19 protein-coding genes and 1 pseudogene are annotated in these 21,157 nt (G+C 71.5%); 10 read left to right on the top strand and 10 right to left on the bottom strand.

The annotated features are described in order from the left end of the window. Positions 1-24: 24 nt before the first annotated feature. Both AB0N16_RS38540 and AB0N16_RS38535 read right to left on the bottom strand, forming a co-directional pair. The gene (locus AB0N16_RS38540; RefSeq protein ID WP_365805168.1) at positions 25-2,367 is read right to left on the bottom strand and encodes an FtsX-like permease family protein; all 2,343 of its coding nucleotides are present in this window, start codon (positions 2,365-2,367) and stop codon (positions 25-27) included. Further along, complete coding sequence (locus AB0N16_RS38535) at positions 2,364-3,056, bottom strand: ABC transporter ATP-binding protein (RefSeq protein ID WP_365805166.1); 693 nt, start codon at positions 3,054-3,056, stop codon at positions 2,364-2,366. Before AB0N16_RS38535 ends, AB0N16_RS38540 begins: the two co-directional genes overlap by 4 nt. Before the next feature lie 173 nt (positions 3,057-3,229). On the opposite strand from AB0N16_RS38535, the gene AB0N16_RS38530 reads away from it, so the two are divergent. The 3 genes from AB0N16_RS38530 (at position 3,230) to AB0N16_RS38520 (ending at position 6,893) form a co-directional block, all read left to right on the top strand. Continuing rightward, positions 3,230-4,459: a histidine kinase gene (locus AB0N16_RS38530; protein WP_365805164.1), complete on the top strand. Its 1,230-nt coding sequence runs from the start codon at positions 3,230-3,232 to the stop codon at positions 4,457-4,459. Next, positions 4,456-5,130 carry a response regulator transcription factor gene (locus AB0N16_RS38525; protein ID WP_365805162.1) on the top strand — a complete coding sequence of 225 codons (675 nt, stop codon included), beginning with the start codon at positions 4,456-4,458 and terminating at the stop codon, positions 5,128-5,130. The genes AB0N16_RS38530 and AB0N16_RS38525 overlap by 4 nt, the downstream gene beginning before the upstream one ends. Before the next feature lie 431 nt (positions 5,131-5,561). Beyond that, complete coding sequence (locus tag AB0N16_RS38520) at positions 5,562-6,893, top strand: enolase C-terminal domain-like protein (protein WP_365805160.1); 1,332 nt, start codon at positions 5,562-5,564, stop codon at positions 6,891-6,893. A gap of 13 nt (positions 6,894-6,906) precedes the next feature. Here the strand turns inward: AB0N16_RS38520 and AB0N16_RS38515 are convergent, their stop codons facing one another. After that, positions 6,907-7,047: a hypothetical protein gene (locus tag AB0N16_RS38515; RefSeq protein WP_365805158.1), complete on the bottom strand. Its 141-nt coding sequence runs from the start codon at positions 7,045-7,047 to the stop codon at positions 6,907-6,909. A gap of 18 nt (positions 7,048-7,065) precedes the next feature. On the opposite strand from AB0N16_RS38515, the gene AB0N16_RS38510 reads away from it, so the two are divergent. The 3 genes from AB0N16_RS38510 (at position 7,066) to AB0N16_RS38500 (ending at position 10,023) form a co-directional block, all read left to right on the top strand. Next, complete coding sequence (locus tag AB0N16_RS38510) at positions 7,066-7,278, top strand: helix-turn-helix domain-containing protein (RefSeq protein ID WP_365805156.1); 213 nt, start codon at positions 7,066-7,068, stop codon at positions 7,276-7,278. Between the two features lie 785 nt (positions 7,279-8,063). Then, positions 8,064-9,521, top strand: a complete 1,458-nt coding sequence (locus tag AB0N16_RS38505) for a hypothetical protein (protein ID WP_365805154.1) — start codon at positions 8,064-8,066, stop codon at positions 9,519-9,521. A 229-nt stretch (positions 9,522-9,750) separates the two neighbouring features. After that, positions 9,751-10,023, top strand: a complete 273-nt coding sequence (locus AB0N16_RS38500) for a hypothetical protein (RefSeq protein WP_365805152.1) — start codon at positions 9,751-9,753, stop codon at positions 10,021-10,023. A 246-nt stretch (positions 10,024-10,269) separates the two neighbouring features. Here the strand turns inward: AB0N16_RS38500 and AB0N16_RS38495 are convergent, their stop codons facing one another. Next, positions 10,270-11,862: an MFS transporter gene (locus AB0N16_RS38495; protein WP_365805150.1), complete on the bottom strand. Its 1,593-nt coding sequence runs from the start codon at positions 11,860-11,862 to the stop codon at positions 10,270-10,272. A gap of 188 nt (positions 11,863-12,050) precedes the next feature. Here AB0N16_RS38495 and AB0N16_RS38490 point away from each other — a divergent pair, with 188 nt between their 5' ends. Then, entirely contained in the window at positions 12,051-13,046 is a 996-nt protein-coding gene (locus AB0N16_RS38490; RefSeq protein WP_365805148.1) for an Lrp/AsnC family transcriptional regulator, read from the top strand. Here AB0N16_RS38490 and AB0N16_RS38485 read toward each other — a convergent pair. The 4 genes from AB0N16_RS38485 to AB0N16_RS38470 all read right to left on the bottom strand — a co-directional run bounded on the left by AB0N16_RS38485 (position 13,043) and on the right by AB0N16_RS38470 (position 17,988). Next, a complete protein-coding gene (locus tag AB0N16_RS38485) occupies positions 13,043-14,299 on the bottom strand; it encodes a cytochrome P450 (RefSeq protein ID WP_365805146.1) in 1,257 nt (418 codons plus the stop codon). The two genes, AB0N16_RS38490 and AB0N16_RS38485, sit on opposite strands and share 4 nt — an antisense overlap. Before the next feature lie 89 nt (positions 14,300-14,388). Then, on the bottom strand, positions 14,389-15,138 hold the full coding sequence (locus tag AB0N16_RS38480) for an SDR family oxidoreductase (protein ID WP_365805144.1): 750 nt from the start codon (positions 15,136-15,138) through the stop codon (positions 14,389-14,391). 11 nt (positions 15,139-15,149) lie between these two features. Further along, positions 15,150-16,733 (bottom strand): benzoylformate decarboxylase, encoded by a 1,584-nt coding sequence (mdlC, locus tag AB0N16_RS38475; RefSeq protein ID WP_365805142.1) that lies wholly within the window; start codon positions 16,731-16,733, stop codon positions 15,150-15,152. Positions 16,734-16,971: 238 nt separating this feature from the next. After that, entirely contained in the window at positions 16,972-17,988 is a 1,017-nt protein-coding gene (locus tag AB0N16_RS38470; protein WP_365805140.1) for an alcohol dehydrogenase catalytic domain-containing protein, read from the bottom strand. A 53-nt stretch (positions 17,989-18,041) separates the two neighbouring features. Here AB0N16_RS38470 and AB0N16_RS38465 point away from each other — a divergent pair, with 53 nt between their 5' ends. Then, complete coding sequence (locus tag AB0N16_RS38465; RefSeq protein WP_365805138.1) at positions 18,042-18,446, top strand: tautomerase family protein; 405 nt, start codon at positions 18,042-18,044, stop codon at positions 18,444-18,446. 90 nt (positions 18,447-18,536) lie between these two features. Here the strand turns inward: AB0N16_RS38465 and wrbA are convergent, their stop codons facing one another. Together wrbA and AB0N16_RS38455 are read right to left on the bottom strand one after the other, a co-directional pair. Further along, positions 18,537-19,139, bottom strand: a complete 603-nt coding sequence (gene wrbA / locus AB0N16_RS38460; RefSeq protein WP_365805296.1) for an NAD(P)H:quinone oxidoreductase — start codon at positions 19,137-19,139, stop codon at positions 18,537-18,539. 159 nt (positions 19,140-19,298) lie between these two features. Continuing rightward, positions 19,299-19,775 (bottom strand): annotated as a pseudogene (locus tag AB0N16_RS38455) (YceI family protein); the annotation flags it as partial. Between the two features lie 157 nt (positions 19,776-19,932). Between AB0N16_RS38455 and AB0N16_RS38450 the strand changes: the two are divergent. Together AB0N16_RS38450 and AB0N16_RS38445 are read left to right on the top strand one after the other, a co-directional pair. Then, positions 19,933-20,517 carry a MarR family winged helix-turn-helix transcriptional regulator gene (locus tag AB0N16_RS38450; RefSeq protein WP_365805136.1) on the top strand — a complete coding sequence of 195 codons (585 nt, stop codon included), beginning with the start codon at positions 19,933-19,935 and terminating at the stop codon, positions 20,515-20,517. Positions 20,518-20,875: 358 nt separating this feature from the next. Continuing rightward, positions 20,876-21,136, top strand: a complete 261-nt coding sequence (locus AB0N16_RS38445) for a hypothetical protein (protein WP_365805134.1) — start codon at positions 20,876-20,878, stop codon at positions 21,134-21,136. Positions 21,137-21,157 lie beyond the last annotated feature (21 nt).

Here is a 21,157-nt window from a genome sequence, read left to right as displayed (position 1 = left end):
GGCCGGTCCAGCAGCGGGCGTTGACTACTCGGCGCGCAGTGCCGTCGCCGTCCGGACGCGGGCCGCCCAGCCGGCCGGGAGCAGCGCGCCGAGGATCGCGAGCGCCGTGCCGCCCAGGGCGAGGAGGAGCAGTTCGGGCGCCCGGTAGACGTCGAGGACCACGTCGGGCAGCCGCAGTCCGGCGCTGTCGCCCATGGCGGGCATGACCGTGCGGTGCACGGCGAGGCCCAGCGGGACGCCGAGCACCCCACCCGCAAGCCCGGGCAGGACGACCGAGGTGATCACCAGCGTCACCGTCTGCCGGGGTGTCATCCCGAGCGCCTTGTGGATGCCCAGGTCGCGGATGCGCTCATGGGTGTCGAGGACGACCCCGCCCAGCACCCCGAGTGCGGCCACCGCCACCAGGATCAGGGTGAGCGTCGCCGCCAGTGCGTCGAGGGCGACCACGCCGTCGCTGCCGTTGACCGACCTGGTGTCGGTGGCCGAGACGCCGAACGACTTCAGCGCCGTGTTCAGGTGTGTCACGTACGCGTCGGCGTCGGTGCCCGGGACGAGCCGCACGGCGTGGTCGGCGGGGTGCAGGTCCGGATCGGCGGTCCGGAGCGTCGCCAGGTCCGTGAACACCCGCATGCCCTGCTGGCCGGTGTCGAAGACCTCGCCCACGATCCGGATCCGCACCGGCGAGCCGTGCACGGTGAGGGTGATGGTGTCGCCCACCTCGGCCCCGCTCGCGGTCAGCAACGGGGCCGCCGCCACCGCCTCGCCCGCCGCCCGAATCCAGCGCCCCGACACCATGGCGAAGCCGCCCCACGAGGCGTCGCCGTCGTAACCGAACACCGGCACGCCTCCCGTCACCCCGGCGACCTCGGCCTCGGTCGTGACGCTGCCGTACTGGTCGCGGGTGCCCGGCTGGGCGGCGATCGCGGCCCGCACGGCGGCGGCCTCGGCCGCCGTCACCCGCGTGGTGCCCGGCGGCACGCGCCCCGGCCCTTCCGGCTGCCGGGTGCTCACGGTCACGTCGGCCGCGTTGTGGTTCTTGGCGGTGATCACCTCGCCCAGGGACGCGGCCATCCCGACGGCGAAGGTGACCGCCGCCGTGCCGAAGACGACCGCGGCGACCATCGAGGCGGCCCGGGCGGGCCGGTGGAAGGGCCGGGCCAGTCCGAGGCCCACCGCCCGTGGCACCGGCAGCCGGGCCGCCAGTCGTGCCGTCGCACGGCCCCGGCCCGCCGCCGGGGTGCGGCCCACGGCCAGCGCGTCGACCGTGCGCAGCCGCCCGGCCCGCCACGCGCTCAGCCACGCCGTGCCGGCCACCACGCCCAGCACCCCGCCCACGACGGCCACATCGACCCCGGCGGAGACCCCGAGCCCGACCGACCCGTACACGGCCGAGGTGTCCGCCAGCAGAGGGGTGGCCAGCAGGTGTCCGGCGACCAGGCCCAGCCCGGTGCCGATCGCGGCGGGCACCAGCGCCTGCGCCCCATAGGCGCGGACGACCTGCCCCGGAGTGCAGCCGACCGCCTTGAGGACGCCGATCCGCCGCAGCCCGGTGCCCACCGCACCGGCCACCACGCTCCCGACGACCAGTGTCGACATCACCAGCCCCAGCACCCCGAAGGCGACCAGGAACGGCACGTACAGGGCGGTCTCACGGGTCGCGAACTGCCGCACGGAGAGCCAGGACCGGGCCCCCGAGAGCGCTCCTGCCGGTACGGCCGCCGTCACCGCCGCACGGTCCCGGGCCACTTGTGCCTCGGTGGCCGCGTGGGTGAAGCGGTACAGCATCTGATAGCCGCCGGCACGGCCGGGCCCGGTCAGCCCGGCGATCTGCGCGGGCACCACCCACGCGTCGGCGGTACGGCTGACCGAGCGGGCCGTGCCGACCACGGTGAGCGTCGGAGTGCCGGGCAGGTCCGGGAAGTCCAGCCGCTGCCCGAGCCGTACGGGCGGCCCGTCCTGGTCCGCAGCGAGCACGATCTCGCCGGTCCCTCGCGCCCACCGGCCCGCGGTCACCGTGAGCCGGTCCACCGCCCCGCCTGGGCCGGCCCGCCCGACGACCGACAGCGTGCCCGCGCCGTCCGGCGTGGCGGTCGCCGTCGGGAACGGGCCGGACGACCCCGTCACCCCGGACGCGTGTGCGGAGGCCGCGAGTCGGGCCGGGCCGGCCCGGCCCGCGTCGAACTGCGCGGTGAGCTGGGCCCCGTGCTGCTGCCGGAACGCCTTGTCGAAGGGTGCGCGCGAGGCCACCAGCAGCGCGCCGGCCAGCACGGAGGCCGTCACCGCCAGCAGCGCGGCCAGAGCGATGACCAGCGTCTGGGTACGGCGCCGGGCCATACCCGACCGGACGACCCGGAGGAGGGCGCTCATCGGACCGCCTCCGTCGGGGCGTCGGCGCTGACCCGGCCGTCGGTGAGGTGCACCGTACGCCGGGTGCAGGCCCTGGCCAGGTCGTGGTCGTGGGTGACCAGGACCAGGGTCTGGCCGTCGGCGTTGAGCTCCTGGAGGAGACGGCTGACGTCGGCGCCGGACGCGGAGTCCAGCGCACCGGTCGGTTCGTCGGCGAGCAGCAGCGCGGGCCGGTTCATCAACGCCCGCGCCACCGCGACGCGTTGCCGCTGACCGCCGGAGAGCCGGCCCGGGTAGGCGGTCGCGTGCGCCGCGATACCCAGCGATTCGAGCAGCTCCGCCGCCCGGCGGGCGGCCTCCCGCCGTCCGGTACCGGCGAGTTGGGCGGGCAGCACGACATTGTCGGCGACGGTCAGGTCGTCCAGCAGGTTGAAGAACTGGAACACCATCCCGACCTTCGTCCGCCGGTAACGGGCCGCGCCCGCCTCGCCCAGCCGGTCCACCCGGACGCCGTCCACGGTCACCGTGCCCTCGTCCGGCCGGTCCAGGCCGGCGATCAGGTTCAGCAGCGTCGACTTGCCGCTGCCGGAAGGACCCAGCACCGCGACGGCCTCCCCGGGCACCACGGTCAGGGTCACGTCCAGCAGTGCGGGCGGTCCGGCGTCGTAGCGCCGGGTCACGTCCCGCAGTTCGATCAGTGGTGTCGTCATCGGTGGGTCTCCGTCCCTCGGTGGCCGCCGACGCTAGGGAACGGGCCGGGCCGGGCACGACGGGCGCGGGGGGTAATCGCCGTACCGCCTCGGAGGTAGGGGCGGCGGGGTCATCCCTGAGATGTAGTCCGCGGAGGGATGCCCGGGGCCCGGCGGGCGCCGAGAATACGAGGATGACGACGACATGGGCGCCCGGCCCGCTGGTACGACTGCGCGCACTGGCGGAGCCGAGCGGCCCCGCGCCCGAATCCACCGCGTGCGGCCGGCTCTTCGACGCCGCCCTCGCCCTGCTCGTCCTCGTCTCCGAGATCCAGTACGCGGCAGACCCGGACGATCCGACCGGTCGGCACAGCACGGTGGGCCTGATCTGCCTGGCGTTGCTCGCTTCCGTGCCCCTTGTCTGGCGCCGCCGCTACCCGCTGGCCGTGCTCTGGATCGTGCTGGCGGCGAACGTGCTCACTCCCGGTGACGTCACCCGGCTCACCTTCTACGCCTGCGTGATCGCCGTCTACAGCGCCGCCGCCTACAGCCCCTACCAGGCGGCGGCGAGGGCCACGCTCGGGCTGGCCGTGCTGCTCAGCTTCACGATCGGGAGATCGGTGCCGCACACACCGTTCGGCGTCGAACCCACCGTCCCCACCCAGTACGTGCCCCTGATGATCTCAGCCCCGCTGGTCCTGGCCACCCTCGGACTGCGCACCTGGAAGGTCCGGGCCGAAGAGAGCCGGGACCGGCTGGCTGCGGTCGAGCGGCGGCGGGCCGAGGAGACGCGTCGGGCCGTGGAGCGCGAACGGGCCCGGATCGCCCGGGAGTTGCACGACGTCGTGACCCACAACGTGAGCGTGATGGTCATCCAGGCCGGCGCCGCCCGCAAGATCATGGACAGTTCGCCGGAGCAAGCGCGTGAGGCGCTGCTCGCGGTGGAGGCGGGCGGGCGCACCGCGATGGGGGAGCTGCGGCAGGTGATGGGACTGCTCACCATGGACGATCCCGGGGAGGCGGACCTCGCGCCGCAGCCCGGCCTTGACCGGCTCGACCCGCTGCTCGACCGTACCCGCGGCACCGGTACGCCCGTCGAACTCACCGTGTCCGGGACGGTCCGGCCACTGCCCGCGGGCGTGGAGCTGACCGCCTACCGGGTGGTGCAGGAGGCGCTCACCAACACCCTGAAACACGCGGCCGGTTCGAAGGCGAGCGTGCGCGTCGAGTACGGTGACGACGAACTGCGGGTCGAGGTCACCGACTCCGGCGGCGACCCCGGACCGGGCGCCGCGACGGGCAACGGGCGCGGACTGGTCGGGCTGCGCGAGCGGCTCGCCGTGCATGACGGCACCCTGAGCAACGGACCGCGCCCGCTGGGCGGTTACCGGGTCCGGGCCCTGATTCCCCTGGAGCGCACGTGAGTTCATCGGTAAGTCCGACACGGGTCGTCGTCGTGGACGACCAGGCTCTGGTGCGCACCGGCTTCCGGCTGATCCTCACCGCCGACGGCATTGAGGTCGTCGCCGAGGCCACCGACGGCCACCAGGCCGTGGACGCGGTCCGGCGCACCCGGCCGGACGTCGTCCTGATGGACATCCGGATGCCCGAGCTGGACGGCCTGGAGGCGACCCGCCGGATCCTCGCCACCCCCGACCCGCCCCGCGTCCTGATGCTGACCACCTTCGACCTCGACCGGTACGTGTACGCGGCGCTGTCCGCCGGAGCCAGCGGCTTTCTGCTCAAGGACGTCACCCCCGAGCACCTGACGGCCGCCGTCCGCACGGTCCGGGCCGGCGACGCACTGCTGGCGCCCGCCATCACCCGCCGCCTCGTCGAACGCTTCGCCCGCACCGGCGGCGACAGCGGCACGCACCACCGCGACCTCGGCCATCTCACCCCACGCGAACTCGATGTCCTGCGCCTGCTCGCCCAGGGCCTGTCCAACGCCGAACTCGCCGCGCGCCTCCACCTCTCCGAGGCCACCGTCAAGACCCATGTCTCCCGACTCCTCGGCAAACTCTCCCTGCGCGACCGCGCCCAGGCGGTGGTCGTCGCCTACGAGACCGGACTGGTCACTCCGGGCGACCGGTAGGGACCGCTTCTCACGCGGCGGTTGGACCAGAGGGTCCGGTCCGCCGCACGAACCGGTCGTCCGGCTCTGCCACGTGCCGAGTTCGCCCAGCACCCGGCGCCGGCCGAGGTCCTCCTGTCCACGGGCGACGCGACCCTCGTCCACGACGACGCGGACTCCGCCTGCGCCGCACGCGCGGGAATCGATCACCGGATCTGACCTCGGAGTGGGAGCGTCCGGCGAACACTCCCGCACCCCCATTGACCTGAGCACGTCTGCATCCGTAGCTTGTCTCCGTATGTAGACGATGTCTCTGTACGCGGGTATCATTCATGGACATGGACATGGACGCGGATGTGACACTCGGGTCAAAGGGGAACCGGCTTGCCTCTACTCGTCACCGCCGGCGTGGCCGTGGTGTGTAAGCCCCTCTTCCGTAAGGACGTTCGCCCATGAGTCAGCCCGTCGTCACCCGCTTCTCCGTGTACCCGGTGGCAGGCCGGGACTCCATGCTGCTCAACCTCTCGGGCGCCCATGCCCCGTACTTCACCCGCAACGTCCTGGTCGTCGAGGACTCCGAGGGCCGGACGGGGCTCGGCGAGGTGCCCGGCGGGGAGGCGATCACCCGGACGCTGCGGGACGCGGAGTCCCTGGTCGTCGGCGCACGGCTGGGCGACCACAAGCGGGTGTTGCGGGCCGTGGGGGAGGCGTTCGGCGGCCGGGACGCCGGTGGCCGCGGCGAGCAGACCTTCGACCTGCGGACGACCGTGCACGCCGTCACCGCCGTCGAGTCCGCCCTGCTCGACCTGCTCGGCCAGCACCTGGAGGTGCCCGTCGCCGCCCTGCTCGGCGACGGCAAGCAGCGCGACTCGGTACGTGTCCTCGGCTATCTCTTCTACGTCGGCGACCCCGACCGCACCGACCTGGACTACCTCCGCGAACCCGACGCCGCCGTGGACTGGTACCGCATCCGGCGCGAGGAGGCCCTGACCCCGGAGTCGATCGTCCGGCAGGCCGAGGCGGCCTACGACCGCTACGGCTTCCGGGACTTCAAGCTCAAGGGCGGTGTCCTGGCGGGCGCCGAGGAGGTCAAGGCCGTACAGGCGCTGAAGCAACGCTTCCCCGAGGCCCGGATCACCCTCGACCCCAACGGCGCCTGGTCCCTGCGGGAGGCCGTCGAACTGTGCCGGCCGCTGCTCGGCACCCTCGCCTACGCCGAGGACCCCTGCGGAGCCGAGGGCGGCTACTCCGGGCGCGAGATCCTCGCCGAGTTCCGCCGGGCCACCGGCCTGCCCACCGCGACCAACATGATCGCCACCGACTGGCGGCAGCTCACCCACGCCCTGGCCCTGCAGTCGGTCTCCATCCCGCTCGCGGATCCGCACTTCTGGACCCTGAGCGGTTCGGTGCGGGTGGCACAGCTCTGCCACGAGATGGGGCTGACCTGGGGATGCCACTCGAACAACCACTTCGACATCTCCCTGGCCATGATGGCCCACTGCGGCGCCGCGGCCCCCGGCGACTACAACGCCCTGGATACGCACTGGATCTGGCAGGAGGGCAGGGAGCGCCTCACCGTCGCACCGCCGAGGATCGTCGACGGCGAGGTCGCCGTCACCGACGCCCCCGGGCTCGGCATCCGCCTCGACATGGACCGGCTGCTCGCGGCCCACGCTCTCCACGAGGAGCGGAACCTCGGTGCGGGCCGCGACGACGCGACCGGGATGCGCTACCTCGTGGACGGCTGGACCTTCGACGCCAAGCGGCCCTGTCTGGTGCGTTAGAGGGGCCGGCGGATCAGCCCAGCAGGCTCGGGTGCAGCTCGGGCGGGCCGCCCAGCGTGTAGCGCTCGGACCGGGGCCGGGAGCCGTCGATGTCGGTGACCCCGAGCAGCGCACCCAGCTCGGCTCCGATCAGCGCCCTGCCGGAGAGGGCCATCAAACGGGATGATCCCCCATGAGCGCTCCGCCCCTTGACGCCAGGCCGCTGCGAGCGGACGTCCGCCGCAACTACGAGGCACTGGTTGCCGCGGGGCAGAAGGTCTTCAGCCGTGACGGCGCGGACGCCCCCATGGACGACGTCGCCAAGGAAGCCGGAGCGGGACGCGGCACGCGGTACCGACACTTCCCCAGCGGGCCGACGTCGCGGCGGACGAGGTCCTCGCCCTGATCTCCGCACTTCCCAGGCATCCGGAGCAGGACGTCTCCGCGGACACCTGTCTCGACGTCGCCCTCCGGGGCCTGCGCCTGTAGGGGGCACGGGACTGGCGGATCCGCAGATCAGACCATTCGGTCCCGTCCGTTCGTTTCTGTCTCAGACGGCCACATCGCTGTCGGCGGGGGATAAACGTCGGTATCCCCATCTGGGTGGCGGTCGTTGCCCGGCGGCGTGGTGTTTGTCGTCGAATTCGATGGGGCTGAGGTGGCCGAGCCGTTTCTGGATGCGGCGGGGATCAGAAGCTGGTACTCAAAGAACGCGAGGTTCGCTTCCGCCCGGGCGGTGAGGACGCGGCCGCGGACGCACTCGGTCGGCGTTGGCTTCGATAACCGGGCCGCGTGTTGGCTTCAATCACTCAGACCCTGTGTGGTTATATCGTGACAGCGAAGGTGATGGCAGTCGGCCCCCTGTTATCGGCTATTTGGCGGAACCTGCGCAAGATCGCATCCGCGCTGGTCGCGCGCCGGTCCTCATTCGACAGCAATCACCTGGTCCTCACCATTCATTAAAACCCCTGAGTCCTCCGACGCGCACATGAGTGGCAGAAGGTCGATCACGGCCATTCAAGCAGGTCGGGCCTCGATGCCGGGTGATGGCGGACATTTACTCCACAGTAGGGAAAACGTCTCGTGAAAGACAGCAACGAAAATGAGAGTGCGGGGCAGTCGCGCGGGAACTTGAGTAGGCGACACCTTCTTCAGGGGACAGCGGGCACTTTCGGTGCCGCTCTGGCGTCCGTGGGCATCTATGAGATGGTCGACACCATTGCCAAACCGCCGCACCGGCCCACTGCCAGCGACAGTCCACCCAGCCAGGAACAATATATCCTGCAGGGCGAGCAAGTGGTCATGGTCAATGGGTCGGGCGTGCAGAGCAGCGACGGCAAGATCGCGGTCCGGGTGCCGGCCCTGCACGATCATGTCATTACCGCGAAGCTGAATGTGTCGGCGAACGCCAAGGCGTTGCAGGAAGCGCAGCACCACCTCGAGTCTGTCCTCCTGGACCTGGAACGCCAGTTCCCGCCCACTCCCACAGGAGTGGGCATTACGGTGGCCTGGGGGCTCCCCTACTTCCACCACTACATCCCGACCCTGGGCAAGACGTCGGATTTCTTCAAGGCGGGAACATCGTACCCGGCGTATCTGCCGGTCGATTTGCAGACCTCCAAGAAGGAGGGGCACCCGGTATATGCGCTCCAGGAGGCCAGGACGTTCCCCAGCGACCAGCCCCCGCCAGGATTCGGGCCGGTCCGCTTGGAACAGAACGACGTGGCCGTGCTACTCCGCAGCGACTCGCTCGGAAATATCAAGGCAGCCAGCGACACCCTCTTCGGGTCCGGAAGCAACCGAGCGGGCAGCCTGTTCAAGGTGACGAGTATTCGCCAGGGCTTCTCCGGCGGCGGTTTCTACGGGCAACAGGGCCTGCCGAGCAAGCTGGCGCTGGCGGCCGATATCCCCGGTGCGAAGTCGATTCCTCGAGCGGCTCAGGGCTTCCTCGGCTTCGCCACCACCCTGAATTCGAATATGGGACCTGGTGTCATCGCCAATCTGGAAACCCTGCCCGGCCTCACCGATCAGTGGCCCAACGGTTACTTCAAACAGGGCACCACCATGCATCTCTCGCATCTATTTCAAGATCTGGTGACCTGGTACGAAAAGAGCTTCCCGCAGTACACGGATCGCGTCCAGGCAATGCTCCATCCCGGCCTCTCACCCGCGCCCGCGCCGGGTACGCTTGCCCTCCAACCGCCAGGTCAAAGTGAGGCCCAGGTGGCGCAGGGGGTTGAGCGGTACCACGGGTACGGCCATACCGGGAGCATGTCGGAGCTGGACAGCACCACATTGCCGCAGACCAGCAACTACGGAAAGGCCTATCCCACAGGGACGACCATTCCCGTGCGCGGCGATTTCGATACGCTGGACAATCCATTCCACTACACATCCGATCCGACGGCAGACCACTACAGCAAGAAGCCGGCCGCCGGGTTGCACTTCATTCAGTTCCAGCCGACGACGGAAATCTTCAATATCGTTCGGCTCTCGATGGACGGCCACTATCCCGACAGGACACTCCCTGTCGATCCGCGCAGCCCCCACGCCGGCATCAACTCGGTCCTGCACACGACCCACCGGCAGAACTACCTGGTTCCACCACGTCGCCATCGCTCCTTCCCACTCGCCGAGTTCCTTGCCTGACACGAGCCGCGCGCCGCGCCTTGAGAGCTTGTGACACGATCTTGCCGGAGTGCCCGAGGACCGGCGGTGTCACGAGTGGTCACCGGCCGGTGGATGACCGCCCCACTGCACTCTGCGCGTCGACCACCCCGAGTACCGTGTCAGCCAGATCTGCAGCCGACCGTCCGCCACCCGCGGCAAGGTCACGACCGATCCCGACCACGCCTTCAAGGGGGCACGGATCACCACCGTGCCCAAGTACGGCGAAAGGGCGATGCTCGGGTTCCAGTACCCCAAGGTGCCCGGCGAACGCACGCGCCTGTCCTACTACGTCGACGTGGCGCTCAAGGAAGCCGGTTACGACGTCAACCTCGCCCTCAACCCCTCGGCCGTCAAGGTGATCTGGGACGCCGACCACTCCCTGCTGACCGGCAACGGACCCCAAGCCGCGGACGAGCAGGCCGCCCGCCTGGCCGAGATCGTGCGTGACCGGGCACGCGACTCCTTGTCACGCACGCGCTAGTCGTACCCGGCCGTCACGTCGAGAGCGGAGAGGAGAAACCGATGCGCACCATGAAGCGCATCCACGGACGTCGGGCGGCGGCGGTCGCCCTCGCAGGAGTCGCCACCGCAGGCTCCGTCGGAATTACCGCGGCGGCCAACGCCGCGAGCGGCCACACGCACACCGTTCCGCAACGGCCACGAGGTGCGGCTCAGCGGCAAGGCATCCCGAGGACCCCCCCAGCGGTGTCCTCGGGATGCCTTGCCGTCAGGCGCCCTGCACGGCCGATGCCTTCTCGCCGGCGGTGTCGCCCGCCGCCTTCAACGTGGGCTGCCGCCGGGGGGCGCGCAGCAGGACCGCCGCGACCAGGGCGGCCAGCAGGGTGAGGCTCCCCGCCGTGATCAGGCACAGGCGCATCCCGTCCAGGAAGGAGTCGCCGAGCGCCCCCATCGCCTGCCCGGTCTGTGCTCCCAGGTCCAGCGTGGCGACGGCGCCCAGACCGTCCGACTGCGCGACCGAGACGATACGGTCCTGCGTCGCGCCGGTGACCCCCGCGTCGGTGAGGTGACCAGGCAGCGCGCCGAGCGCCCGGGTGGTGAGCAACGCGCCCAGCACGGCCGGGCCGAGAGCGCCGCCGACCTGCCGGAACGCGTTGTTGCCCGCCGCGGCCATGCCGGCCAGGTGGTGCGGTACGGAGGCCACCGCGGTCGCCGTCATGGGGGTCATGACGAAGCCCATGCCCAGGCCCAGCAGCGCGAGCCGCCAGGCGGCCGAGGCGAAGGAGGTGTCGGCGGCCAGCCCGGTCAGCGCGAACTGGGCGGCGGCGACGAGCAGCAGACCGCCGGTGATCATCCAGCGGGCCGAGACCCGGTGCATCAGCCGCCCGGCCGGACCGCCGACCAGCAGGGCCGCCCCGGTGACCATCAGCAGCCGCCAGCAGGCCTCCAGGGTGTCCAGCCGCTGCACCATGCCGAAGTAGAGGCTGAGGACGAAGAAGAACCCGATCAGCGCCAGGAAGCTGATCATCGCGACCAGTGTGGTGGCGGTGAAGGCGGGGCTGCGGAACAGGCTCAGGTCCAGCATCGGGCTGTCGCTGCGCCGTTCCGCCAGGACGAAGGCGACACCGGCGGCCACGGCGGTGAACAGCGCCACCATCACCCTGGCGTCGGTGAACGAGCCGGCGCCGCCCTCGATCACGCCGTAGACCAGCGCGGTGATCGCGAGCGTGGCGGTGAGCTGGCCGGGCCAGTCCAGTCGGCGGCCGTGCGGAGCCCGGGAGTCGGTCAGCTGCCGGGCCGCGACGGCGACGGAGAGCAGCGCGACCGGGACGGCCGGCAGATAGATCCAGCGCCAGGAGAAGTGCGCGACCACCACACCGGCGATCACCGGACCGACCGCCAGGGCCGCCATCAGGCAGGTGGCCCATATGCCGATGTACTTCCCGCGCTCCCGGTGGTCGGGCACCACATGGCTGATCAGCGCCAGCGTGGTCGGCAGCAGCGCGGCCGCGCCGACACCGGCCAGGGCCTGCCCGGCCCAGACGACCTCGACGGAGTGCGCGCACAGGGCGGTGACCGCGCCCGCCGCCGAGAAGAGCAGGCCGGCCTGGAACACCTTCTTGCGCCCGTGGACGTCCCCGAAGACGCCGGCGGTCAGGATGAACGCGGCCATCGGCAGCACGAACGCGTCCTGCACCCACGACAGCTGGGCCGTCGACGCGTTGAGCGCCCCCTGCAGGGCAGGCAGGCTCACGGCGACGGTGGTGACAGGGAGATAGGCGACGAAGACGCCCAGGCAGGCCATGACGATCGTGGCCGCCCGTCGCTCGACCGGCGCGCTCGCCGGTGTCGTGACGTTCACGGAGATACTCCTTCGCGGCGCACCGCACCGCGGTCGAGGCCCCGGCGAACCCGGCGGCCTGTGTCGTACGGACTTCCGGTGGGAACCCCGCCGCCACAGCATCAGGTCCCGCTCGCGCAACCACCAACCATCCACCTCTCCGGCAGCAGAATCCTCCAGATTGCCGGGCTGCGTGCCACACTTCCATCATGCTCGACGACGTGGACAGAAAGATCCTCCGTGCCCTGCAGTGCGCGCCCCGGCTGCCCTTCCGCCGGATCGGCGAGGTGGTGGGCGTCTCCGAGCAGACCGCCGCCCGCCGCTACCAGGCATTGCGCCGCAGCGGCGCGCTCCGGGTGGTGGGACTGGTCAACCGGCGGGTGTACGGCGCCGCCGAGTGGGTCGCCCGCATCCGCTGCCGCCCCGACCGGGTCGCCCCGCTCGCCGAGGCCCTCGCCCGCCGCCCCGACATCTCCTGGGCCCATCTGGCCTCGGGCGGCTCGGAGATCATCTGCGTCATCCGCGCGCCCCTCGACATGCCCCGCGAGGACGTGCTGCTCCGGCAGCTGCCGAGGTCCGCCTCGGTCCTGGACGTCAGCATCGACCTGATCATCCACAACTACGACGCCCCCGGCACCGCCGGCTGGACCGGCTACGGCGACAACCTCGACCCCGAGCAGGTCCGGCGGCTGACCTCGGAGCGGCCGCCGCTCACCCCCGGGCCCCCGCTCCCGCCCGCCGACGAGGACACCCCGCTGCTGGACGCCCTGGCCGAGGACGGCCGCACCACCCACACCCGGCTCGCCGAACTCACCGGCTGGTCCCTGTCCCGGGTGGCCCGGCGGCTGGAGTCGCTGGAGAGCTCCGGCACTCTCGAGTACGAGGTCGAACTGCTCCCGGAGCGGCTGGGCCACTGGCTGCACGCCGTCCTGTGGCTACGGGTGGCCCCCGCCCACCTGGAGCGGGTCGGTGCGGAGGCCGCCCGGCACGACGAGGTCCCCTTCGTCGGGGCCATCAGCGGGGAGCGCAACCTGATGGTCACCGTCATCGCCCGCGATCCCGAGGACTTCTACCGCTTTCTCACCACCCGGATCGCCGCGACCCCGGGCATCGACGGTTACGGCGTCAGCATCAGCGTCCACCACCTGAAGAAGGCGGCCTCCCTCATCTCCCGGGGGCGGCTGGTGCCCGTGTCCTCCGTCTAGACGGAGGCGCCCCCGGAGTCCCCCGAGTCCCTGGAGTCTCCGGAGAGCACGGCGGACACGGGAAGCCGCCGGACCCCGTGCATCAGCAGGCCCGGCGCCCACTCCAGCTCGGCCTCGGGCACGGCCAGGGCAAGGCGCTCCACGCGCTGCACGAACACGGTGATCGCGACCTCGGCCTCCATCCGCGCCAGCGGAGCGCCCAGGCAGTGGTGGACGCCGTGCCCGAAGGCGAGATGGCCGCCGGCCGGACGCCCGAGGCGGAAGGTGTCCGGCTCCTCGAACCGGGCCGGGTCCCGGTTCGCCGCCGCCAGGGAGACCAGCAGCATGTCCCCGCGCCGCACCGGCACCTCCCCGACCCGCATGTCCTCGGTGGCGAACCGTTCGGTGGCGGTCACCACCGGCCCGTCCAGGCGGAGGAACTCCTCCGTCGCCGCGGAGATCAGACCGGGATCGGCGCGCAGGGTCCGCAGCAGGTCCGGTTGCCGAGCCAGGCCGAGCAGTACGGTGCTGATCAGGTTCGCGGTCGTCTCGTACCCGGCGATCAGGAGCAGGAAGGCCATGCCGATCAGCTCCGGGTCGGTGAGCCGGTCCTCGTCGGTGTCGACGGCCAGTGCGCTCAGCAGATCAGGTCCGGGTGCGGCCCGCTTGTCCGCGGTCAGCTCCGCCAGGTACCCGCTCAGCCATACGTAGGCCTCCTCCCGGTCCGAACCGGCGACCGGGGCCACGACCTGCTCGGAGGCCCAGCTGAACCGGTCCCGGTCCGTCAGCGGCACGCCGAGCAGTTCGCAGATCACGGAGAGGGGGACGCGGGCGGCGAAGCCGTCGACCAACTCCGGTGTCTCCCGGGCCAGTACGGCCGCCGCCGCCCGGGACGCGATCTCCCGGGTCCGCGGCCGCAGGGCCTCGACGCGTTGCGGTGTGAAGGCGCGCGCCACCACCTTGCGCAGCCGGGTGTGCTCGGGCGGGTCCACGGTCAGCATGTAGTCGACCCCGACCTCGTCCCGTACCCCGCTCATCAGCCAGCCGGGCTCAAGGCCCGCGCGCTCGCTCCGCTTGGACACCCGCGGATCGGTGAGCACCGTGCGTGCCGCGTCGTACCCGGTGACGAGCAACTGCGGTGGAGCGCCCTCAGGTTCGCAGCGGTGTGCGGATGCGGACTCCGTCAGCGTCCGCAGTACCGCATGCGGGTCCGCCTGGAACGCGGGCGCCTCCAGGGCGGCTCGCAGCGGGCCGCCCGGGGTCTGTGTGGTCATTGACTTCTCCCGCCCGAACAAATTGCTTTCGTCGGCAAGCATTATGTTCAAGCAGGAGTGTGTCAAGGAAAGTTGGGGATGACTGACGGCTAGAAACTGGCCCGGGTCCCGCCGTCGACCGTCACCATGGACCCCGTGACGTAGGAAGCGGCGGGCGACAGCAGGAACGCGGCGGTGCGGCCGAACTCCTCCGGAGTGCCGAGCCGGCGCAGCGGGATGCCCGCGGCGGTGCTGTCGGCGTCGCCGGTGATCGACTGGAGTTCGAGGGTGCGGTCGGTTCCGATATGGGCCGGTACCAGGCCGAGCACCCGGACGCCCCGGGGGCCGAGTTCGCCCGCGAGGGTCTTCGCGTAACCGGCCAGCGCGGGGCGCAGGGCGTTGGAGGTGGCGAGGCCGGGGATCGGTTCGTACACCGAGGTGGACAGGACGAAACCGATCACCCCGCCCTCGCCGAGCTGCGCGGCGACGGCCCGCGACAGCCGCACCGCGCCCAGGAAGCCCGACTCGAAGGCCGTACGCCACTGTTCGTCGTCGATGGCGTCCGTGGTGCCCGTCGGCGGGCCGCCGACGCTGATGAGAACGCCGTCCAGCCTCTTGAACGCCTCGTGTGCCGAGGCGATCAGCCGGTCCGGGGTCCCGGGGTCGGCGTTGTCGGCGACGACACCGACGGCCTGCCCGGGGCCGCCGAGCTCCGCCTCGGCCGCGGCCAGCGAGTGCGTGCTGCGCCCGCTGACCACCACCTTCGCTCCGCCGGCGGTCAGTTCACGGGCGGCGGCCAGACCGAGGCCGCGGGTGCCGCCCGTGACGACGTAGACGCGGTCCTTGAGTCCGAGATCCATCACTGCTCCCGTTACAGCATCGCCTTCTGGGGCTGGGTGGCCACCACGATGACGGTGGTGGTGTCCGCGGCCAGCGCCGCCTTGAACTCGCGTTGCAGGTCCTCGGTCGTGTCGACGTCGACCGCGCGGCAGCCGAAGCCGCCGGCCAGCGCGGCGATGTCGAGCCCGGGCAGGTCGAGCCCGGGGACGCCCGGGGTCTCCTCCAGCACGGCGAACGACTTGAGGATGGAGTACTCCTGGTTGCGCATCACGATGTAGACGATGGGCAGCCGGTGCTGCGCCGCCGTCCAGATGGCCTGCACCGAGTACTGGAAGGAACCGTCGCCGATCAGTCCCACGACCGGCCGGGCCACGCCCCGCTGCCGGTCGGCCAGCGCGACGCCGACGGCCGCCGGTGTACCCCAGCCGATGCCGCCGCTGGCCGTGGCGAAGAAGGAACCGGTCCGGGTGGTGGGCAGCCACTCGATCTGCTGGGTCATGGTGGACGTCGACTCGTTGACGATGACGGCGTCCGCGGGCTTGACGCTGCTCAGCGCGGCATAGACCTCCGGCGGGGTAAGCGGGCTGTTCGGTGCCTGCGGGACCACCCGGGGGCGCTCCATCGGCTGCGGAGCGGTCCGGGCGGTGCCCTCCTCGACCAGGCCCAGGAGCTGCTCGATCGCCGCCTTGGGGTCGCCCAGCAGGCTGTCGCCCACGCGCGCGGACGCGGCGACGTCGGGGTTGCCGGTGATCTGCAGGAGCTCGGTGCCGTCCGGCAGGTAGGAGCCCGGGACGTAGGGGTAGTAGCGGAAGACCTCCGCGCCGATCACGACCACCAGGTCGTGTCCCTCCAGGCGGTCGCTGATGGTCTTGACCGACATGCCGAGCGGCCCGCGGAAGAGCGGGTGGTCCTCGGGGAAGGAGGCGCGGTCCAGCAGCGGGGCCCCGTAGACGGTCGCGCGCAGCCGCTCCGCCAGGGCGACCGCGACGTCCCAGCCGCCGGCGCGGTCCACCTCCGGTCCGAAGACCAGTGCGGGACGGCTGCTGGCGGAGATGCGGTCGGCGAAGGAACGGAGCCGGTCCGGGTCGGGCAGCATCCGGTCACTGAAGGTCCGCATTCGGGTGAAGCCGGACAGCGGCTGCTTCCAGTCGTCCATCGGGATGGACAGGTAGACCGGCCCGGCGGGCGGCTGCAGCGCCGTGGCGTAGGCGCGCAGGAACGCCTCCGGGACGTCCTCGGCACGGGCGGGTTCGTACGCCCACTTCACCCACGGCTTGGGGAGCGTGGTGGCCTCGCGGTTGCCCAGATAGGGCTCGCCGATCACCAGTTCGCGGTGCTGCTGCCCAGAGGTGACGATCAGCGGGGTGTTGCCGTGGTAGGCGGCGACCAGATTGCCGACGGCGTTGCCCAGCCCGGCGGAGGAGTGCACGTTGACCAGCGCGGGTCGGCCGGTCACCTGGGCGAAGGCGTCGGCCATGGCGATGACGGAGGCCTCCTGCAGGGCCAGTACGTAGGTGAAGTCCTCGGGGAACTCCTGCAGGAACGTTTGCTCGGTCGACCCCGGATTACCGAAGACGGTGGTCAGTTCGAGAGAACGCAGCAGATCGTAGGTCACGGTTCGGACAGTGGCTTGTGGGGTCATGGCAACCTGCCAGCTTTCGTGCCGGGTCCGGTGGGGGGGGATGATCCACCTCATCCTGACCCACGCATGACCGCCACGCATTCCGTCCGATGACTGACGTGCCTGCTGATACGACGACTTCGTGCCGCCCCGGATCGCCGGCCGTCTCCCGCAGTTCCGGTCTCAGTCGGATGACCGAAGCCGGAACCCGGCGGCCGGGCGGACCGTGGGGTCAGCCGTTGGGTGCGATGAACACCTTCATGACCTCGGCGGAGCGGAGGGCGTCGATGGCGCGCAGGGCTTCCCCGACCGGGGCGATCTCCGTGGTGAGGTCGTCGACCCGGACGGCGCCACGGGCGAGTAGACCGATGGCGTCGTCGAACTCGGAGCCGTACACGAAGGATCCGCGGATGGTGATCTCCTTGAGCAGGACGACATCGGGGTCGAAGCCGCCGCCGGGCCCTCCGCCCACGTTGACCAGCACCCCACCGGGGGCCAGCAGCCGCAGGGCCTCCGCCCGCGCCGCCGCGTTGCCCGAACACTCGAACACCACGTCCACCGAGGACTCGGCGAGTTCGGTACCGGATTCGGCCGGACTCAGCGTCAGACCGGCGCCCGAGGCCGGGCCGAAGCGGCGGCGCTCCGGGGCCGGTTCCACCAGTACGATCCGCTCCGCGCCCCGGTGGGCGGCGATACGGCAGGCCAGCTGTCCGATCGGGCCGCCGCCGAACACCGCGACCGTGGCCCCCTTCAGATCGCCGGCCAGCACCGCCGCGCGCAGGGCCGTGGCCGTCGGCTCGACCCAGGCCGCCTCCAGGCGGCCCATCGACGCGGGCAGCGCCCGCAAGGTACCGGGGAAGACGGCCATCCGCCGGGCGAGGGCGCCGTCCGTCTGGAGTCCGAGCGCGGTCTCCATCGTGGCCTGCCGGCAGAAGTTGGGGCGCCCCGAGAGGCAGTACCGGCAGCGGCCGCATACATTGCCGTTCGGGTTGACGGCGACCCGCTGGCCCACCTCCCAGCCCTCGACCGCGTCCCCCACGCGGCTGATCCGGCCGGACGGCTCGTGGCCCATGACGAAACCGCCGCGGTAGACCTGCGGCATCTGCGGCGCGTGCAGGTCGGTGCCGCAGATGCCGCACAGGTCGACCTCCACGATCACCTGATCGGGCCGGAGGCCGGGCTCGGGCCTCGACTCCAGCACGATCTTCCGGTCCACACCCAGGACCACTGCTTCCATCACGGCCGTCACAGCCCTTCCGTCGTTGCCGTGAGCGATTCCGCCCCGTCCGAGGAGGAGCCGAAATGCCCGTCTACACCTGCACCGCAGCGCAGGGAACTCTGACAAGTGAGTCGAAGGCCGCGCTGGCGGCCGAGATCACCCGGATCCACGCGGCGGTCAACCATGTGCCACCGGGCTACGTCAACGTGATCTTCTCCGAGCCGCCGCCGGACAGCGTCTTCGCCGGCGGGATGCCGGGGGCCCCGCTGATCGTCAGCGGCTGGGTCCGGCGCGGACATCCGCAGGAGGAGGCGACCCGGCTGGCGCTGGAGCTGTCCTCGGCGGCCGCCCGGGTCACCGGGGTGGCGGAGAGCCACGTCATGGTGGTGCTGGAGGACAGCCCCGCCAGGTCCGCCGTCGAGGGCGGCCAGGTGCTGCCCGAACCGGGCGCGGAGCAGGAGTGGCTGGCCGGCCGCGGCGAGGCGTGACAGCGGACTGCGGACAGCCGTATGCGGTGACCTGACCGGGTGCCGGCGACACCCCCGCCGCCGGCACCCGGCCGCCCGTGTCGACGCCGGTTACGCGGCCGTGAAGCGCGCGGTGATGGAGGCGACCCGCTTGCCCTGGTACTCGGCGGCGTTACGGGCGGTGTCGTCGACCGGGATGGCACCCTGGCCGTTGACGTGGCTGGTGCCGTAGGGGTTGCCGTCGACGAACTTCACCGGGTCGGTGTAGCCGGGGGTCACCAGGATGCCGCCGAAGTGGTGGACGGAGTTGTAGAGCGCGAGCAGCGTGGACTCCTGGCCGCCGTGCGCGGTGGCCGTGGCGGTGAAGCCGCTGTAGACCTTGTCGGCCAGCTTGCCCTGCGCCCACAGGCCGCCGAGCGTGTCGATGAACTGCTTCAGCTGGCTGGCGATGTTGCCGAACCGGGTGGGGGTGCCGAAGACCACGGCGTCCGCCCACTCGATGTCGGCCGCGGTGGCGACCGGGACGTCCTTGGTGGCCGCGGCATGCGCCGACCAGGCGTCGTTGCTCGCGATGGCCTCCTCGGGCGCCAGCTCGGACACGCGCAGCAGCCGTACCTCCGCGCCCTCCTTGCGGGCGCCGTCGGCGACGGCCTCCGCCAGCTCGTGGACGGTACCGGTGGACGAGTAGTAGACGACGGCGACCTTGGGGGCCATGGGGAATTCCTCTCGCTGTGCTGTGGTCTCGGCGGCGGACGCCGCCTTGCTTCCGGCGGCGGGAGCCGCCTCGGTCTCGACGGCGGAAACCGTCGTGGCGCCGGCGGCCGGAGCCGTCGGGCCGGGGTCGGGATCGGCGGTGGCGGACAGGGAGAGCCGCAGATGACGTGCCGCGAGCCCCTTCGCCGCGGTGAGCCCGTGCCGGTACCGGTCGACGGTCGCGGAGCCCGAGATCCTCAGTGAGCCGTTCTCGACGGACAGCTCGTCCACCGTCAGCTCGACCGGCGCACGGTCACCGCGGACGGTGAGGTGGCCCTGGACGACCCAGACGCCGGCCGTGCCCCGGCTCACCCCGGTCGACTCGAAGCGGATCCCGGGGTGGCGCTCCGCGTGCAGAAAGGCGGGGGAGCGCACGTGATCGTCCCGGCGCGGGGTCCCCGTGTGGAAACTGCCCGCGTCGACGACGGCGGTCACGACCGACTCGGTGACGGGCTCGGCGATCGTGATGCTCGCCGACTCCACCCGGAAGGTGCCGTTCACCTTGCCCAGGCCGAACATGTGCCGCGTGGTGAAGCCGATGGACGACCGCTCCGGATCGACCGTGTAGGTCCCCGCGGGGGGCAATTCGACGCTCATGCCCTTCTGGCCTCTCGGTTGGCGTCGCGCGGCTGGTCCGCTACGGCGCTCTTGCTTGCCTTGGCAAGTATCTTGGCCCCGCTCAAAATGCTTTGTCAAGCAAGTAATGATGTGCTTCAGTGGTAGCACCAGGACGCTACGGAAGGGAGGCCGGTACATGTCCGCACAGTCACCCGAACCCGTCTGTCCGCTGAACACCGACGAGGACCGGCTCTGGCGCGCACTGCAGAGGATGCTGGTCGCTCTTCCGCGGGCGCTCGACGAGGACCTGCTGTGCGCCACGGGCCTGTCGCTCACGCAGTACATCGTCCTGGCACAGCTGTCCGAGGCCGAGGACGACAGCATGCGGATGACCGAGCTGGCCTCGGCGGCGGCCCTGTCCGCGAGCCGTATCACCCGGGTGGTGGAGAACCTGCGGGACCAGGGCCTGGTGACCAAGCGGCGCCACTGCACGGACGCCCGCGGATACGTCACCGAACTCACCGAGGCCGGCCGGCAGCGGCTGGACGGCGCCTATCCGGCGCATCTCACCAGCGCCCGCAGACGTGTCATGGACCAACTCGATCCCGCTCTGGTCCGGCGGCTGGCCGAGCAGCTGGGGTCGGTGGCCGAGCCGCTCCTCTCCCCGTACGAACGGGGTGCGGGACATAAGGGGAGCCCCGCGGACCGGGAAGGCACCGCGGCCGAGGAACCCCCGGGGTACCCGGCCGCAGCCTCCAGCTACCGGGAAGCAGTCATTTGACCCAAGCCGGGACCGCGTGGCTGCGCAGAGCATGGGGCCCGTTCCGGCTGGACCCGCGCTCTCTGGAGGCACCCTCGCTGAAGGGCTACACCTACCCGCTGTCGCCGCGCGGAGTGGCGAACCTCGCCACGCCGCGCGGAGTGGCGAACCTCGCCCCCGCTCCGCCATGGCACTACGCCGGTGACATCGTCGGCGTCGAGTTCTGGACGGATCCGGCGGCCGCCGCGGCGACCCTCCCTGAGGGGCTGACCCCCGACACCGAGTCCGACGGGCGGGTGGTGGCGCTCCTCGTCGACTGGCAGTTCTCCGCCGGGAACGAGGAGTACTCGACCCGGTACGCAGCCAGTACCGCGAGTTCATGCTGCTGGTGGACGCCCGGTTCGGGGACGAGCCGGTGCCGTGGTGCCCGTACATCTACGTGGACAACGACCTCGCCCTGGCCCGCGGCTGGAGGCTTCCGCGCCTCGATGTCGTACACCGTCACCGAAGTGCATCGGCTGAGCGAGTAGGCGAACAGGACCGGGAGCGCCCCCGGCCTCCGCAACGAAAGGAAGCTGATGCACACCACCGGTGGTGCGCCCCGCCGACGCGGAGATCGAGCAGGCCGCCGCCCTGCTGAACCAGGGCCGGCCCGGGATGG

The organism is Streptomyces sp. NPDC051105, assembly GCF_040682795.1.
Classification (GTDB): Bacteria; Actinomycetota; Actinomycetes; order Streptomycetales; family Streptomycetaceae; genus Streptomyces.
Note: the sequence above shows the minus strand (reverse complement) of the source record. Positions and strands in the feature narration are given on the sequence as shown.

What these genes read in the sequence shown, in the direction of transcription:
- wrbA (WP_365805296.1), bottom strand. Translation starts at nt 19,139, where the DNA reads ATGGCCCCCAAGGTCGCCGTCGTCTACTACTCGTCCACCGGTACCGTC.
- AB0N16_RS38490 (WP_365805148.1), top strand. Translation starts at nt 12,051, where the DNA reads ATGCTCGACGACGTGGACAGAAAGATCCTCCGTGCCCTGCAGTGCGCG.
- AB0N16_RS38540 (WP_365805168.1), bottom strand. Translation starts at nt 2,367, where the DNA reads ATGAGCGCCCTCCTCCGGGTCGTCCGGTCGGGTATGGCCCGGCGCCGT.
- AB0N16_RS38485 (WP_365805146.1), bottom strand. Translation starts at nt 14,299, where the DNA reads ATGACCACACAGACCCCGGGCGGCCCGCTGCGAGCCGCCCTGGAGGCG.
- AB0N16_RS38520 (WP_365805160.1), top strand. Translation starts at nt 5,562, where the DNA reads ATGAGTCAGCCCGTCGTCACCCGCTTCTCCGTGTACCCGGTGGCAGGC.
- AB0N16_RS38515 (WP_365805158.1), bottom strand. Translation starts at nt 7,047, where the DNA reads ATGGCCCTCTCCGGCAGGGCGCTGATCGGAGCCGAGCTGGGTGCGCTG.
- AB0N16_RS38450 (WP_365805136.1), top strand. Translation starts at nt 19,933, where the DNA reads ATGTCCGCACAGTCACCCGAACCCGTCTGTCCGCTGAACACCGACGAG.
- AB0N16_RS38535 (WP_365805166.1), bottom strand. Translation starts at nt 3,056, where the DNA reads ATGACGACACCACTGATCGAACTGCGGGACGTGACCCGGCGCTACGAC.
- AB0N16_RS38445 (WP_365805134.1), top strand. Translation starts at nt 20,876, where the DNA reads ATGCTGCTGGTGGACGCCCGGTTCGGGGACGAGCCGGTGCCGTGGTGC.
- AB0N16_RS38510 (WP_365805156.1), top strand. Translation starts at nt 7,066, where the DNA reads ATGAGCGCTCCGCCCCTTGACGCCAGGCCGCTGCGAGCGGACGTCCGC.
- AB0N16_RS38530 (WP_365805164.1), top strand. Translation starts at nt 3,230, where the DNA reads ATGACGACGACATGGGCGCCCGGCCCGCTGGTACGACTGCGCGCACTG.
- AB0N16_RS38480 (WP_365805144.1), bottom strand. Translation starts at nt 15,138, where the DNA reads ATGGATCTCGGACTCAAGGACCGCGTCTACGTCGTCACGGGCGGCACC.
- AB0N16_RS38465 (WP_365805138.1), top strand. Translation starts at nt 18,042, where the DNA reads ATGCCCGTCTACACCTGCACCGCAGCGCAGGGAACTCTGACAAGTGAG.